The following is a 15386-nucleotide window of genomic DNA, read 5'->3' as shown; positions in this document are numbered from 1 at the left end:
TCTGGGCGTGCACCTCGAAGCGGCCCGCCATCGCCCGCATCTCGTGCGGGTCGGTCATAAAACGTGTTGCCATGTCGGCTGTTCTCCTTGCTACGTAGTTACTGGGTGATGTGGTGAAGACGGTGGCCGGATCGGTTACGTGTTACGCAACCGCCGTGCCGAATGAATAGAAATGACCCCCCCTTCCCGTCAGCCGGCGGCCACCGGGCGCTGTCACGGTGAGACGGACGTCAAACCCGAACCGCGGCGTTTGAGTTGACGGAGTGCGTGTTGCGCTGCAGGACGTTCTGCGGGCCCAACCCTGCGGCCCCGGGATCGCTCCCTGCGGGGCGGTCACGTTGGAACCCACGTCGGTGACGATCTGTCCCAAGGTCCCGAACCGCCAGTCCGATCAGCCGGCGGCGGCCGCGTTGGCTGCCTCGGTGGCAGCGTACGAACCGGAGCTGGTGGACAGAGTGTTCACGAACTGCTCGTGAATCGCTGCGGCCTGGGCGCTCACCGCCTGGTACATCTGCGCGTGCGCGGCGAACTGGGCCGCGGTCAACGCCGACACCTCGTCGGCAGCGGCGGGTACCACCCCCGTCGTTGGGGCTGCAGCGGCTGCGTTCTGGGCGCTCAAGGTCGACCCGATAGCCTGCAGATTCCCGGCCGCCGCGGCCAAAGCCTCCGGCTGTGTGGTCACGAACGACATATTTGTTCCCTCCTAGTTCTATCCCCGACGATGCGAGACTAGATGACGGTGGCCCCCGAGATCGGTGTGGAAGCCCGGTGTTTGCAATTGTTCACTTAGCGGTACGGCGAATTCACTTTTGGTAACGACCCAGTAACGACGCCTGACCTCGACCGGCGCGGTTAGCAGAACGGTCTCAGCAGATGATAACCGACCTGGGCCCGAAAATAGCTGGTAAAAATCATGCTGGGTGTTGTCGGCTCGCCGGTGATCAAAAAATCTGATGGCCGGTCAACTCGTCTCAGCCCGTGGTGGACACGACTGGTTATGTGGTCATTCCTGGCCTTCTTTTCGCCAACGGCTCGCCAACGCTCGCCTACAAAGTGGTTTTCCGCTTGCAATGTGATTGGGACTACGCCGAGGACTCTAGTGGATTGCGTCACCCTAGGGAAGCCTCGCGTAGCCATAACGCAGTCTTTGATGCACCATGCGGGTTCCGGGGCAATGCGAATGGATAGATTCAGCGTGCCGCGGTGACCCGTCTTGGTGGGGCGTCGCGGGAACCTCCTTTCGGACACTTCAGCCGCTTGATCGCACCGGCGGCCGCGGACCGCGGGCGCCTGCAGCGATGGTGACAACTCGCGGCGCATCATGCTGTGAATATCGATAGCTGCGTGGCAATCGGCGGCGTCGAACACACCTGCTGACGGGTGCTCAGCCGGCAAACGGGGGCCGGGCCATGACGGTGGGCCGGAATCCGTACTTGGGACCCGCCACCCCGTGTCCGCCGGCACCGGCGCCCGCCAGCGGCATGCCACCGAGCAGATTGCCCGGTCCGCCGGCGGCCTCGGGAGCAGCGCTGATGCTGCTGACCGGAATCGCATGCCCCAGCGCCGGCGCCGCCGGCGCCCCCGACCAGGCCACCGGCACCGACAACTTGCCACCCACCGAGGCCGCGCTGCCCAACGCCGCCACCGGGTGAGCCGCCGCAGCACCGCCACCCAACATCCCACCCAGACCACCCAGCCCGGGCAACGCCTTGGCCGCCGCCGGAGCCGCCCCACCGATCGCACCGACCGACTTGGCGATCTGCGTAAAGGTGTTGGCCATACCAGTACTGAAGTACGGCAGACCCTCAGTGTTGTAGAACAACCCCGCAAACGGGCTGTAGCCGTTGACCAGAGTGCCCAGGTTGGTCGGCAGGCTGGTCTGCCCGGTCAGCAGGAACCAGACCTCCGACAGCGGATCGGTGGTCGTCGTCGCCGCCGCGGTCGTGGCGGCGGTCGCGTTGGTCGACGTGGTCGTCGCCGGCTGCGCCAGCGCCTGCAGGGTCTTCGACGTGTTGGTCGCCGTGGAGTTGGCCGTGGCGTTGGTGACCGCCGCACTCTGGGTGGCCTGACCCGACGGGTTGGTGACCTCCGGCGCCTTCTGGAACTGCGTCACCTTCGTCGCCGTGGCCGACTGGCCCGCATAGCTGTACATCGCGGCCGCGTCCTGCGCCCAGTACTCGCCGTACTGCGCCTCCAGCTGCGCGATCAGCGGGGTGTTCTGCCCCAGGACGTTGGTCGCCTGCAGCTGGGTCACCTGCGTGCGGTTCACCGCGATCAGCGGGGGCGGCACCGAGGAGGCCAGGGCGGTCTCGTAGGCCGCCGCGGCGGTACGAGCCTGGGTGGCCGCCTCTTCGGCCTGAGCGGCGGTCGTGGTCAGCCAGGCCGCGTACGGCGCGGCCGCCTGGGCCATCGCCGTGGACGCGGTCCCCAGCCACTCCTCGCTGTTCAGCGAGGTGATGACGTTGTCATAGCTGAGCGCGGCCGAGTTGAGTTCGGCCGCGAGCGCGCTCCATGCCGATGCCGCAGCCAGAAACGAACCCGACCCCGGACCCGAGTAGATCCGCGCCGAATTGAACTCCGGTGGGAACGCCCCATAATCCACCACGAATATGCCCCTTAACCTGTGATGTTCGAATCGATGCGTCGAGTAGTAGATGACGTTAATGCGCTGGTGAGCACCGCTACGCCGGTCAGTGGAGTAACGGTCGTCCGGCGCGCCTTTGCGCCGGGTGTCGGGGCCGGCCGCCCGATGCCGGCCGACCGCCCCGACGTGTGCCCGAATAGTGGGCGTGAGCTGCGCGAATGGTCGGATCCCCGGGCCCGTCGGCCGCGGATGCCGCGGACCGATGCCGGCGTGACCGGGCGCAGGTGCATCGAGGCCGGGAATAAAATCCGGCCGCGGCTAACGGTGAGGGTGTGCATGCTGCGATTCCGCCGCTTATCCGGCCGACGGCGGGCGTGTCAGCACGCTGTAGCGGAACCCGTATTTGTTGACGTACCCGGCGGCCGCGCCGCGCCGCCCGAACGACCCGACCGGCATGCCGCGCAGCAGCCCGTTGGCCCCCGCGCCGGGGGCGCCGGTCGCCCCGGCCTCGATGGGGGTGACCTCCTCGGACACCGCCGCCGGGGTGACCGACGAGGTCAGCGTCGCCCAGTGCTGGGGAACCGAGAGCATCCCGACCCGCGCGGCCTGCCCCGTCCCGGCGGAGATCGCGCTTACGTGGCCCACCCCGCCCAGGTTGCCCAGCCCCAGGCTCGCGAACTGCGGCGTGGGATACCAGGCACCACCGGCACCGGCCGTGCTACCACCGGGACCGGAGATCAGCTGCTGGGCGATCGACGACCAGAAGCTGGTGATGCCGTTCGAGAAATAGGCGAGGCCCGTGGTCTGCTTCAGCAAGGTGCCGTACATGCCGGTGTTCAGGCCCGCGTAGTTGTTGGTCGGCGTGGGCAGCCCGGACTGCAGGAAGCCGTCTATCAGATTCTGCAGCCAGGTGAACGGTCCCGGCTGCGACGCCGTCGTCGTCGAGGCCTGCGTCACCGCCTGCGTGGTGGCCGTCAAGGCTTGCGGCGTCGCCAGCTGCGAGGTCGTCTGGGCGGTGTTGCCCGCCGGCTCGGCGACGGCCTGGGCGACCGCGGCGGCCTGGTTGGAGTCGGCCTCTGGCGTGGTGGTGTTGGGCGGCGACGTCAGCGGGGTCAGCTGCGAGGCCGCCAACGACGAAGCGGCGTAGCCGTACATCGCGGCGGCGTCCTGGGCCCACATCTCCATGTACTGCGCCTCGGTAGCCGCGATCGCCGGGGTGTTCTGCCCGAAGAAGTTCGTCGCGACCAGGGTCGCCAACAGCACCCGGTTGGCGGCGATCACCGGCGGCGGCACCGTCATCGCGAACGCTGCCTCAAACGCGGCGGCCGCCGCCCGGGCCTGGCCCGCCGTCTCCTCGGCCTGCCCGGCCAGGACGCTCAACCAGCTCACGTACGGCGTCACGGCCGACAACATGGACGCCGAGGCCGGCCCCACCCACGGCGCCTGGGTCAGTTCCGAAATCACCGACGTGTACCCGCTCGCGGCACTGCCCAACTCGGCGCCCAGCCCATCCCAGGCGGCGGCCGCGGCCATGAGCGGACCCGACCCCGGACCCGCGTACATGCGACCGGAGTTGATCTCCGGCGGAAATGCCCCGAAGTCCATGGTTACGAAGCACCGGGCTCGAACGACATGTATCCCCTCGCAGGTGATCTCTTGGCGATGACCATCAGAATTTGCTTGCTCGGAAGGCTAAATGGCCGCGCCGCCCCGCGCCGCTCCCGCGATGCCGCCGCAACTGCGGCCGGCCAGGCGCCGGCGGCGCGCTCCCCCGTGGCGGTGCCATCGGGGCGCCCCCGGGACGCGTCGCGCCGGCACCGTCGTTACCTGCGGGAACACCCCGTCAGGAGGTGCCCTCAGCGGCGCCTGCGGGTGAGTCCGCGGGCGGTTGCGGCGGGGCCGCGCCTACGCGAAAAGCCCAGCGCGGGATAAAAATCCGGCCGCAGATAAAGCCCGCTGGAGATTCGCTGGGGCGTGCCCGGATGCGACGTCCGGGCACGCACAAACGCGCCCTGCCGCCGGTGCTTGGCGACAGGGCGCGTCCTGGTTTTGCGCCAGAGTTGCTGGGGCCGAAGCTATCCCGCGAAGGGTGGCCGGGCCATGACGGTGGGCCGGAATCCGTACTTGGGACCCGCCACCCCGTGCCCGCCGGCACCGGCGCCCGCCAGCGGCATGCCACCGAGCAGGTTTCCGGGTCCGCCGGCGGCTTCGGGGGCCGCACTGATGCTGCTGACCGGAATCGCATGCCCCAGCGCCGGCGCCGCCGGCGCCCCCGACCAGGCCACCGGCACCGACAACTTGCCACCCACCGAGGCCGCGCTGCCCAACGCCGCCACCGGGTGAGCCGCCGCAGCACCGCCACCCAACATCCCACCCAGACCACCCAGCCCGGGCAACGCCTTGGCCGCCGCCGGAGCCGCCCCACCGATCGCACCGACCGACTTGGCGATCTGCGTAAAGGTGTTGGCCATACCAGTACTGAAGTACGGCAGACCCTCAGTGTTGTAGAAGAGGCTGGCGAAGGGGCTGTAGCCGTTCACGGCCGAGCCCAGGCTGGTCGGCAGGCTGGTCTGCCCGGTCAGCAGGAACCACAGCTCCGACAGCGGATCCGTGGTCGCCTGCGTCGCGGCCTGGGTCGTGGCGTTGGTCGTCGTCTGCGCCGCGGGCTGCGCCAGGGACTGCAGGGCCTTGGTGGTGTTGGTCGCCGTGGAGTTGGCCGTGGCGTTGGTGACCGCCGCGCCCTGGGTGGCCTGACCCGACGGGTTGGTGACCTCCGGCGCCTTCTGGAACTGGGCCACCTTCGTCGCCGAGGCCGATTGGCCCGCATAGCTGTACATCGCGGCGGCGTCCTGCGCCCAATACTCCCCGTACTGCGCCTCCAGCTGCGCGATCTGCGGGGTGTTCTGCCCCACCACGTTGGTCTGGATCAACTGCTGAACCAGCGCCCGGTTGCTCGCGATCACGGGCGGGGGCACCACCGAGGAGAACGCCGTCTCGAACGCCGCCGCGGCGGCATTGGCCTGCGTGGCCGCCTCCTCGGCCTGGGCAGCCGTGATGCTCAACCACTCCGCATACGGGACCGCCGCCTGAACCATCGCCGCCGAGGCGGTCCCCGTCCACTCCTCGCTCGACAGCTGAGTAACCACGTTCTGGTAACTCAACGCGGCCGACTGCAACTCCGCGGCAATCGCATTCCACGCCGACGCCGCGGTGGTAAACGACTCCGAACCCGGACCGGCATAGATCCGCGCCGAATTGACCTCCGGCGGAAGTGCTCCGAAATCCAACATCATCGACTCCTTAACCAGTCGCGGCCGCGTTGGCCGCCTCAGTCACCGCGTAGGACCCGGAGCTGGTGCTCAGGGTGTTGACGAACATTTCGTGGATCGCCGCCGCTTGCGCGCTGACGGCCTGGTACATCTGGGCGTGCGCGGCGAACTGCGCCGCCGTCAGCGCCGACACCTCGTCGGCAGCGGCCGGCGCCACCCCCGTCGTTGGGGCGGCGGCGGCGTTCTGGGCGCTCAGCGTTGAGCCGATGGTTTGCAGATTGCCCGCGGCGGCTGCCAACGCCTCGGGCTGCGTGGTCACGAAAGACATCTAGCTTCCTTCCCCTTCCGTGGGACTCATCTGGGCTGGTGGTTATCCGGCCGAGGGTGGCCGGGTCAGCACGCTGTAGCGGAACCCGTATTTGTTGACGTACCCGGCGGCCGCGCCGCGCCGCCCGACCGACCCGACCGGCATGCCGCGCAGCAGCCCGTTGGCCGGTGAATTCGCTCCACCCGCCGCCTCGATCGGAGTAGCCTCCTCGGACAGCGCCGCGGGGGTGACCGACGAGGTCAGCGTCGCCCAGTTCTGGGGCACCGAAAGCATCCCGACCCGGGCCGCCTGTCCGGTGCCCGCGGAGATCGCACTCACGTGGCCCACACCGCCCAGGTTGCCCAGGCCCAGGCTGGCGAACTGCGGCGTGGGATACCAGGCACCACTGGCACCGGCCGTGCTACCACCGGGACCGGAAACCAACTGCTGGGCAAGCTGCGACCAGAAGGCCACAATGCCGTTCGAGAAATAGCCAAGACCGGTGTTTTGTTTCAGCAGCACGGTGTAGAGCGTGGGATTGAGCCCCAGCCAGTTGTTGTCCGGGGTGGGTAGCCCCGAATCCAAGAGGTTCTGAAGTGTGCTCGAGAGCAGTCCCGGATTCGAGGTGGCCGCGCTCGTTTGGGTCGCCACTTGAGTTGTGCTGGCGGACAACGCTTGCGGGGAAGCCAGCTGGGAAGTCGTCTGCGCGGTGTTGCCCGCCGGCTCGGCAACGGCCTTGGCGACCGCCGCGGCCTGGTCGGATTCCGCGTCCGGGGTGGTGGTGTTCGGCGGCGATGCGAACGGAGCCAGCTCCGACGCGGTCGCCGACGATGCGGCGTAGCCGTACATCGCGGCGGCATCCTGCGCCCACATCTCCATGTACTGCGCCTCGGTGGCCGCGATCGCCAGGAAGTTCTGGCCGAAGAAGTTCGTCGCGATCAGGGTGGCCAACAGCACCCGGTTGGCGGCGATCACCGGCGGCGGCACCGTCATCGCGAACGCCGCCTCGAAGGCCGCCGCGGCGGCCCGGCCCTGCCCCGCCGTCTCCTCGGCCTGCGCGGCCATGGCGGTGAGCCAGCTCACGAACGGGGTGATCGCCGAGACCATCGACATCGACGCCGGTCCCACCCATGGCCCGCTGGTGAGCTCGGTGACCACCGAGTTGTAGCCGCTGGCCGCTACACCCAATTCCGCCGCAATCTCGTCCCAGGCGGCGGCGGCAGCCATCATCGGCCCCGACCCCGGACCCGCATACATGCGACCGGAATTGATTTCGGGCGGTAACGCCGCGAAGTCAAACACCGTGTCCTCCTCAGTCGGCCGGGACCGCAGGCGATCTCGGCTGTCACGTAGGAATCAGTGGTGGCCGTGGTCACGGCTCTGTAGACGACGCCACCGGTTGGCCGCTGCACCCACGGGAGTCACCAACGGAGCCCCTTCGCCCCGCAACCCCATCAGCCGGGCGGGCCGGCGCATGCTGACCAGTGGACCGCGTCCGCAAAGCTGGTCTGCCACCGCGCTTCTCGGATGTCTGGTCAGGAAAGACATGCACCTTCTGCCTCGGCTAATCTCCCGCTATCAGCAACCGAGCGACAGCTCGCGTGTGCCCGAACTGCCGCCCGGCACTGAGATTAGTTCGTTATGAAGCAAACACCGACACGCAAAGGCACCTGTTCATCAATGGCCAGCCACTGTTCATTCCCGGTCGGCGGGAGTTCATACACGGCAATGGATTGTTCACTCGCCGTTTGCTTAACGCCCACGGCGGCACCGCCCGGTCTTCTCGGGCGGTCGAGGCGTCAGTCCTCTTCGAGGATCAGCGCCATCTCGGGGCACGATGCGACGCCGTCGCGTGTCGATTGCTCGTCCTCGGGCCTGACTTCGTGCTCCTCGAGGATCGAATAGCCGGACTCGTCGATCGGGAACAGGTCTGGGTCGACGGCGTAGCACTGGGCGTGGCCAACACATTTCGACTGGTCCAGACGAACCCTCACGAGGCTTCCTCCCTAGCCGGCACGGCGCGGCCGTAAACGTCTTCGCAAGCAGGCGAGCTCGCACTTCACGGTGCGGTCCCCAGATTAGTCGGTCGGTACAGTGTCGGAGGTGATCGCCGATCGCTTTCGCGCCCAAACCCGGTTCAGCCCGGGCGGGCGGATCCGTGTTCCGTTGCCCCGCATGCAATATTGACGAACCGATGCAATATTGATGTGCCGCCAGGTGTTGGTATCGACGAATTCCGACATTGACGCACTCGCGTCGGAGCTATTTCATCCAAGACAGACAACCGGAGATCGAAGCGCATGAGCGAGGGCCAGCAAGGGTCGTTCTACCTGCCCCGGCTTGATTTCGCCACGTTGCCGATGACCGAGGACCGCGGTCTGGGTTGGAAGACGCTGCGCGACGCCGGACCCGTCGTGTTCATGAACGGCCACTACTACATCACCCGCCGCGAGGATGTGCTGGCCGCCCTGCGCAACACCAAGGTGTTTTCGTCGACGATCCTGCAGCCGCCCGGCCACCCCTTGCCGGTGCTGCCGCTGGCTTACGATCCGCCGCAACACACCCGCTACCGCCAGATCCTGCAGCCGTACTTCAGCCCGCACGCGTTGGGCAAGTCACGCCCGGTGCTGCAGCGCCACGCCAGCGAGATGATCGCGGCGCTGGCCGGGCGGGGCGAGTGCGAGGCGATGGCAGACTTCGCCAACCTCTACCCGTTTCAGGTGTTCCTGGACCTCTACGGTCTGCCGGTCGAGGATCGTGACCGGCTCATCGATTGGAAGGACGCCGTCGTCAGCGACAAGCCCTTCGTCACTCAGAGCGACATAGAGAAATCCGAGCAGTTGCTGGCGTACCTGGCCGACGTCATCGCGCAGCGCCGGCAAAACCCGCAGTCGGACATGTTGTCGCAGGTGATCACCGGCAAGGGCAACTTCACCGACCTCGAACTGCTCGGCATGACCCATCTGTTGATCCTGGCCGGTCTGGACACCGTGACCGCGGCGATCGGGTTCTCGCTGTTCGAATTGGCCCGCAGACCGCAGCTGCGCAAGGAGCTGCGCGACAACCCCAAGCAGATCCGGGTCTTCATCGAGGAGATCGTCCGCCTCGAGCCGTCGGCGCCGGTGGCACCGCGGGTCACCACCGAGTTCGTCGAGGTCGGCGGCATGACGCTGCCGCCGGGCACGTCGGTGCGGCTGTGTATGGCCGCGGTCAATCGCGACGACAGCGACGCGATGTCCACCAACGAGCTCAACATGGACGGAAAAGTCCACCGCCACTGGGGCTTTGGCGGCGGACCGCATCGCTGCCTGGGCTCTCACCTGGCGCGCATCGAGCTGACGGTGATCGTCGCGGAATGGCTCACCCAGATTCCGGATTTCGAGCTGCCCGAGGGCTACTCCCCCGTCATCAATTACCCGTCGAAGAGCTTCGCGCTCAAGGAATTGCCGCTGCGCTGGGGCTGACTCCCCGGTGTGACCGGTCAGCCCCGGCGCAGCGGCCGGTACCTACTCGGGCCCTACTTGCGCAGCTCGGTCGCGGCGACCTGGACGAACACACCGGTGTCCTCGGCCATCAGCAGGCCTCGACCACGGGGCAGCGGGCCACCCTTCATCTTGCCGCGGATGAATCCCTCGTCCGGGTCGGCGTCCATCACCAGCAGCGGGGCGTTGGCCTGGGCCAGGGCCCGCAACATCGGGTCGCTGCCGGCCGACGACCAACCACCGAACGTGCGCGTGACGATCACGTGCAGGCCGACGTCGGCGGCCCGGGTCACCCAGGGGGCGGCCTTGTGCAGCGGCGAATCGAAGCCCGCGGGCAGCTGCTGGATGTCGTCGACGATCAAGAAGATCTCCGGTCCGCTCCACCAGTTGCGCGACAGCAACTCTTCGGCCGACAGCCCGGGTGGCGGCTCGCGGCCGGCCAGGACCGCGGCCAGTTCACCCATCATCGCCTGCACGCCATCGAGGTTGTAGGCGAATTTCTCCACGTAGTCGGCGCCGAGCGTGGTCAGCAGCTGACGGCGCGGGTCGACCAGCCACACCTGGGCCGAGGGCTGGCCCGCCGGCGGCGGCGGGGCGCTGGTCGCTCCCGGCGCGTACAGCCGCCCGATCTCGGACATGATGGTGGCCAGCGTCGTGGTGCGCCCACACTCGCGCCGGCCGGTCACCATCAGGTGCGCGTTCTCGGCGAAGTTGAGATACACCGGCGACAGGTCCAATTCCGAGATGGCCCAAGCGATTCCGCCCGCACCGACGCCCTGACGGGTGTCGTGTGCGGCCAGCTCCCGAAGCTGTTCCACGCCGAAGGTGGCCGGCAGTCGGCGCACCGGCGGCGCCTGGCCGCTGGCGATCCGGCTGACGGCTTCGACGATGCTGTCGGACTCGAACCGATTGTCCGGCGTGCTGGCCAGCGCCGGCCGCGCCACCAGGGTGTGCAGACCGGACTGCGGGTCGGCGTCGAGGCGCACGTAGTTGACCGCGACCATGCCGCGACCCGGCTTGACCGGAACGTCCTTGGCGAACCGCGAACGCACCAGCTTGGCGTCTTCCACGGCGGCCAGCCGCAGCTCGACCCGGGACCCGAAACCGCTGCGCACCGGCGGCCGCAGCTCCGATTCGCGGTCGGCGGTGACCACCACGTGCACCCCGAACGAGGGGCCCTGGTTGATGATCACGTTGACCTGCTCGATCAGCACCTCGTTTTCCTCGGCCAGCGCCCGGTAGTTGTCGACCACCAGGTAGACGTCGCCGAACCCGTCGTTGGGGACCGGGCCGGGCTCGTTGCCGAACTTGCGCCGCCGGAACACCTCCATCGAGGCGATCCCGTACTCGAGGAAGCTGCGCTTGCGCTCCCGCACCAGGGCCAGCAGTTCGGCCACCGTGCGGCGAACGCCGTACGGGTCGGTCGGGCCGGCCACCTCACCGACGTGCGGCAGGCGGGCGACCGTCGTCAGCGCGGTGCTGCTGTAGGCCAGGCAGTAGAACTGGATCTGCTCGGGCGTGTGGGTCAGCGCCGCCGAGCAGATCAGCGTCTGCAGCGCCGTCGTCTTGCCCGAACCACCGGCGCCCAGGATCAGCACGTTGGCGCCCGGGCCCGACGTGTCGACCGTCCACGGCGGCTGGTCGTGCTTGAAGGGGCGGTCGATGATCCCGATCGGGAACACCAGGTCCTGAGCGGTGCCGTAGTCCTGCTGCCAAGGGCGGCCGAGGAACCGGTTCACCAGTTCGTCGATGGCGACGGGCTGGTTCAGCGGCGGCTGCCACAGCCGGTAGGGCTGGAAGTCGATCTTGCGCAGCTGGTCGATGATGACGGTACCGACCTTGGGCGTCCTGATCCCTTCGGCGTCGTCGTCATCGCCGCCCTCGACTTCGACCGGCAAGCCGTCGGCGGGGATGGCGGGCGCGATGACCTCGGGTCCCCCGACGCTGACTTCCAGCGGGGTGAACGAGTTGGTGAACAGCTGCGGACGGACGTAGTCGATGCTGTGCACCAGCGCCGGCGCCTCTTCTCCGTCGTCGGTCAGCCCGCGCGGGAAGTAGTCCCGCCACAGGAATTCGGCCTGGAACCGGGTGATGTCCTCCAGGCTGCGGCGGAAGTAGCCCAGACCGGCCTGGGCGGGCAGGTTGACCGCGTTCGGCACGCCGGCGGCCTGCGCCGCACCGGCGGTACGCGCCTTCAGCACCAACCGGTAACCCATGTTCTCCATGAGCTTTTCGGCACGGCTCTCGATGGTCTGCGACGCCATCATCAGGTGGATCCAGTACGCGCGGCCCTGCCGGCCGATCGAGTCGAGGACGTCGACCGCCGTCGGCATGATGCGGAACCATTCGTAGAACTCGTCGATGACGACCACGAGCATCGGCAGCGGGGCCATGTCCTGGCCACGCGCCCGCATCCGGCTGCGCACCGAGTTGTATTCCTTGGCGTCGTCGACGCCGGCGCTGTCGCAGATCGCCTTGCGGCGGGCGATCTCACCCCACAGTGCGTCCAGGAAGCGCTCCATCAGCGCCTGGTCTTCTTCCAGGTCGGTGATGATCCGGGACACGTGCGGCACGCCGGCGAACGGCTTGACCGCCGACCCACCCTTGAGGTCGGCCAGCACGAACTGCAGCTCCTCCGGCGGGTGGCTGAGCATCAGCGACTCGATCACGGTACGCACCAGGGTGGATTTACCCGAACCGGTCGTACCGGACATGACACCGTGGGGGCCGTCGCCACCTTCGTCCAGCGATTTCATGTCCAGGAACAGCAGCTCGCCGTTGTCGGAGCGAACACCGAACGGCGCCCGCAACCGCGACCGGCCCATCGTGTCGTTGCGGCTGCCCCACAGCGCCTCGAAGTCGATGCGGCCGGGATCGTCGATTCCGTAGTAGGACAGGATGTCTCGGGCGCCGATGTGCGCCACCCGCTGGCCGATCTCCTCGTACGCCTCGGCGAGCCGCCAGCGCGCCAGCTTTTGCGCGAACTCCTCGGCCTCGGCGGTGCTGATGTGGTCGGTGAGCGCGAAGAACCAGGGCTTCTCGTCGATCACCATCCAGGTGTCGCGGTCGCGGGGCAGGGTCTCGATCACACCCTTCTCGTCGAAGCGCAGGGTGCGCTCCGGGACCGCACTCCACATCGCCGAGCCGGTGAGGTCGAAGAACGTCACCCCGTCGACACCTTCGCCGCTGATCACGTACTCCCATTGCGGGTCAACGGCATCGGCGATGATCACGGTGTGCGGCGTCGGGGTCTGGGCAGACGAGCTGGCGTGCCGGGGCGTGAAAGAACCACGGCCGGCGAACAATTCGGCCTGCTCGGCGGCGAACTCGCGCACCGAGCTGTACACCATCCGGGCGTTGCCCGCGGCGTCCTGGCGGCGCGGGTCACCGAAGTGCGGCAGCCATTTCACCCAGTCCCATTCGTCCACGTTGGAACTGACCACGATCATCCGCATGTGGTCGGGCCCGTGCGAGAAGGCCAGCTGGCAGATGATCGCCCGCATCAGCCCCGCCACCTGCTCGCGGTCTCCGACCAGCGAGTACCAGGGCTCGACGAGCACCGAGATCATCTTGGGCAGGTTGTAGACGACGCTTTGATAGCGACCGAATTCCTGCAGCGCCTTGCCGGTCACCGGCTCCAGCTCGATGTCGGTGGGCATGTTCTGGGGCTCACCCCAGGTCACCTCGGGGCGGGTCATGCCGACGCCGACGCGGACCACGCCGAAGTTCAGGTCCTTGCCGTCGGGCTTGCGTTCCCACATCCGCGACGACCCGACCGCGGCGGCCAGCGTGGTGGGCGCCGGGTGGAACCACCGGTAGTTGGCGTCCATGCTGTCGGCCGACTCGTGGGCGGTCTCGCGCAGCATGTCCAGCATCAGCATGAACTGGGCGCGCATCGAGTCCAGCTTGGGGCGGCTCATCTGCTGCTGGCCGCCGAACCGGCCGCCGAACATCATCATCGCGACGCCACCGATCATGAAGATCGGGAAGATCGAGCCGGCGCCGCCGAACACGTGCGAGCCGCTGGCGAAGGTCATGGCGACCATGCCGATCAGCAGACCGACCACCACGACGCCGACCACCACGATCCACCATGGCTTGCCTTCCGGCGGCGGGATGCTCAGCGGCGTCGGGAGGACGATGTTCTCCGGCTTGATTACCGGAGGCTTCTCCGGCGTCGGCCGCGCAAATCCACGTTTCACTTCGGTACCGCCAACTCTCCTGGGGACATATCCATCGGTAGCGTGTCGTGCTCCACCAGCGCATCCGCCCGCGACAACGTCGGCCCTTGCGGGAGCAGCCGCAGCGCCACCCACGGCGCCAGGCCCGGTTTCGTCTTGAGGCCCAACGCTTCTCGCACCTCGCGGGTGTCGTCGACCCCGAAGCGGGCGCCCGCGTCCGTGAGCCACCACAGCGATTCGGTGGTCTTGGCTCCCGGGTCGTTTCCGGTGACGGCCACGAAGTTCGCGTAGTCGGGCCCGAAGAAGACCTGGTCGGCTTCGCGCCCGGTGGTGTCCGCCTTGACCAGCGACACCACCCGGTTGACGTCCTTCTGCTCGACCGGAATGGTCGCGCCGGAGATGACCTGCACGCGGGCCCGGTTCTCACCGGAGGTCTTCTGCCACCACCAGCAGGTCGCCGGGTTCTCCCGGATGTCCATCACGTTCAGCGGCGCGTCCGGGTACGACGACAGGTCGAGCTTGTTGACCACCGGCATCTTCGCCAGCGCGGACGGCTCCACGGTCACCGGTTTGGTGTTGCCCGGTCCGGCGTTCTGCAGGATCTGGGCCACCAGCGGCGGCAGGGTCTGCACCCCGTCGGCCAACACCAACGAATACTGCTGCGGCCCACTGATTTGCGGGGTGACGATCACCGTGCCGATCGGGCCGGGCGCGTTCGGGAACGACGCCCCCGCGCCCGCGTTCTGAATCTGCGGCACGGTCAGTTCCGGCCCGACCGGCAGCGCGTCGTAGAGGGCGCGGCTCATCGGCTTGGCCATGCTGACCTGTTCGGGGGTCAGTCCCAGCGGCAGCAGCACCGACCGGTTGGACCCGTCGATGCGCGAGCGGCGCCCGTCCCGGATCACCCACGCGTCCCCGCTGTAGTTCAACACCACCGCGTCCGAGCCGGTCAGCACCCGCCGGTGGTTGCTCAGATCCGGGTTGCCGTCGATGACGGTCACCGTCACACCGGACGGGGCGCCGGCACCGGTCGAGTTCGCCACGGTGTCGCAGACCAACCACGACGACGCGGCCGGGCTGGTCGGGTGGAAGCTCGACGGCGCGCCCGGGATGCCCACCATCGGGCCGCGCGGCAGGCTGGCGATCTGGTTGGATTTGACCAGGTGCGGGTTGTCCGGCCGACCGGTGATCAGGCGCGCCGAGGCCAGGTTCAGCGCGGGGTACAACTTCTCGCCGACGCGGACGTACAGCGCTCCGGAGTCGCGGTCCGCGATGATCGGTGACTCGTTGATCTGTCCGGCCGGGCTGATGAAGGAGTAGAGCAGCGCGCCCAGGCAGATGACGAGCGCGGCGGAGATCGATGCCACCACGGCCAGGTTCTGCCGCCGTCCCGGCTCGACCTCCATGCGGACGCGCCACCGGGTCAGCGCCATCGCGGTGCGGCGCGCAAGGAACTGGTAGCCGGTCACCTGGGTCCGGGTCGACAACCCCAGGCCGTACCCCGACCCGCGTTGCCCGCGACTCTCTTCCGCCACTTATTCACCATCCGGTCTGCTGAAGCGC

10 protein-coding genes and 1 pseudogene are annotated in these 15386 nt (G+C 68.1%); 1 reads left to right on the top strand and 10 read right to left on the bottom strand.

The annotated features are described in order from the left end of the window. The 8 genes and pseudogenes from A5624_RS27125 to A5624_RS03220 all read right to left on the bottom strand — a co-directional run. Positions 1-73, bottom strand: a pseudogene (locus A5624_RS27125) (WXG100 family type VII secretion target); the annotation flags it as partial. A 318-nt stretch (positions 74-391) separates the two neighbouring features. Then, positions 392-691, bottom strand: a complete 300-nt coding sequence (locus A5624_RS03250; RefSeq protein ID WP_066861444.1) for a PE family protein — start codon at positions 689-691, stop codon at positions 392-394. A 693-nt stretch (positions 692-1384) separates the two neighbouring features. Beyond that, positions 1385-2605, bottom strand: coding sequence for a PPE family protein (locus tag A5624_RS03245; protein ID WP_066861440.1), 1221 nt, complete (start codon positions 2603-2605; stop codon positions 1385-1387). Positions 2606-2938: 333 nt separating this feature from the next. Next, positions 2939-4189 (bottom strand): PPE family protein, encoded by a 1251-nt coding sequence (locus A5624_RS03240; protein WP_066861437.1) that lies wholly within the window; start codon positions 4187-4189, stop codon positions 2939-2941. A 470-nt stretch (positions 4190-4659) separates the two neighbouring features. Continuing rightward, entirely contained in the window at positions 4660-5877 is a 1218-nt protein-coding gene (locus tag A5624_RS03235; protein WP_066861434.1) for a PPE family protein, read from the bottom strand. A gap of 7 nt (positions 5878-5884) precedes the next feature. After that, positions 5885-6181: a PE family protein gene (locus A5624_RS03230; RefSeq protein WP_066861431.1), complete on the bottom strand. Its 297-nt coding sequence runs from the start codon at positions 6179-6181 to the stop codon at positions 5885-5887. Positions 6182-6223: 42 nt separating this feature from the next. Then, positions 6224-7462 (bottom strand): PPE family protein, encoded by a 1239-nt coding sequence (locus A5624_RS03225; protein ID WP_066861428.1) that lies wholly within the window; start codon positions 7460-7462, stop codon positions 6224-6226. A gap of 497 nt (positions 7463-7959) precedes the next feature. Next, the gene (locus A5624_RS03220; protein ID WP_066861425.1) at positions 7960-8154 is read right to left on the bottom strand and encodes a ferredoxin; all 195 of its coding nucleotides are present in this window, start codon (positions 8152-8154) and stop codon (positions 7960-7962) included. A gap of 306 nt (positions 8155-8460) precedes the next feature. Here A5624_RS03220 and A5624_RS03215 point away from each other — a divergent pair, with 306 nt between their 5' ends. Continuing rightward, the gene (locus A5624_RS03215) at positions 8461-9624 is read left to right on the top strand and encodes a cytochrome P450 (RefSeq protein WP_066861421.1); all 1164 of its coding nucleotides are present in this window, start codon (positions 8461-8463) and stop codon (positions 9622-9624) included. 53 nt (positions 9625-9677) lie between these two features. Here the strand turns inward: A5624_RS03215 and eccCa are convergent, their stop codons facing one another. Both eccCa and eccB read right to left on the bottom strand, forming a co-directional pair. Then, positions 9678-13844: a type VII secretion protein EccCa gene (gene eccCa, locus A5624_RS03210; RefSeq protein WP_066861418.1), complete on the bottom strand. Its 4167-nt coding sequence runs from the start codon at positions 13842-13844 to the stop codon at positions 9678-9680. Continuing rightward, on the bottom strand, positions 13841-15358 hold the full coding sequence (gene eccB, locus A5624_RS03205) for a type VII secretion protein EccB (protein WP_066861415.1): 1518 nt from the start codon (positions 15356-15358) through the stop codon (positions 13841-13843). The genes eccCa and eccB overlap by 4 nt, the downstream gene beginning before the upstream one ends. Between the last annotated feature and the right edge of the window lie 28 nt (positions 15359-15386).

The sequence above is a fragment of the Mycobacterium sp. 1482292.6 genome, assembly GCF_001672995.1.
Lineage (GTDB): Bacteria > Actinomycetota > Actinomycetes > Mycobacteriales > Mycobacteriaceae > Mycobacterium > Mycobacterium europaeum_A.
This window is presented reverse-complemented; position numbering and strand designations above follow the sequence as displayed.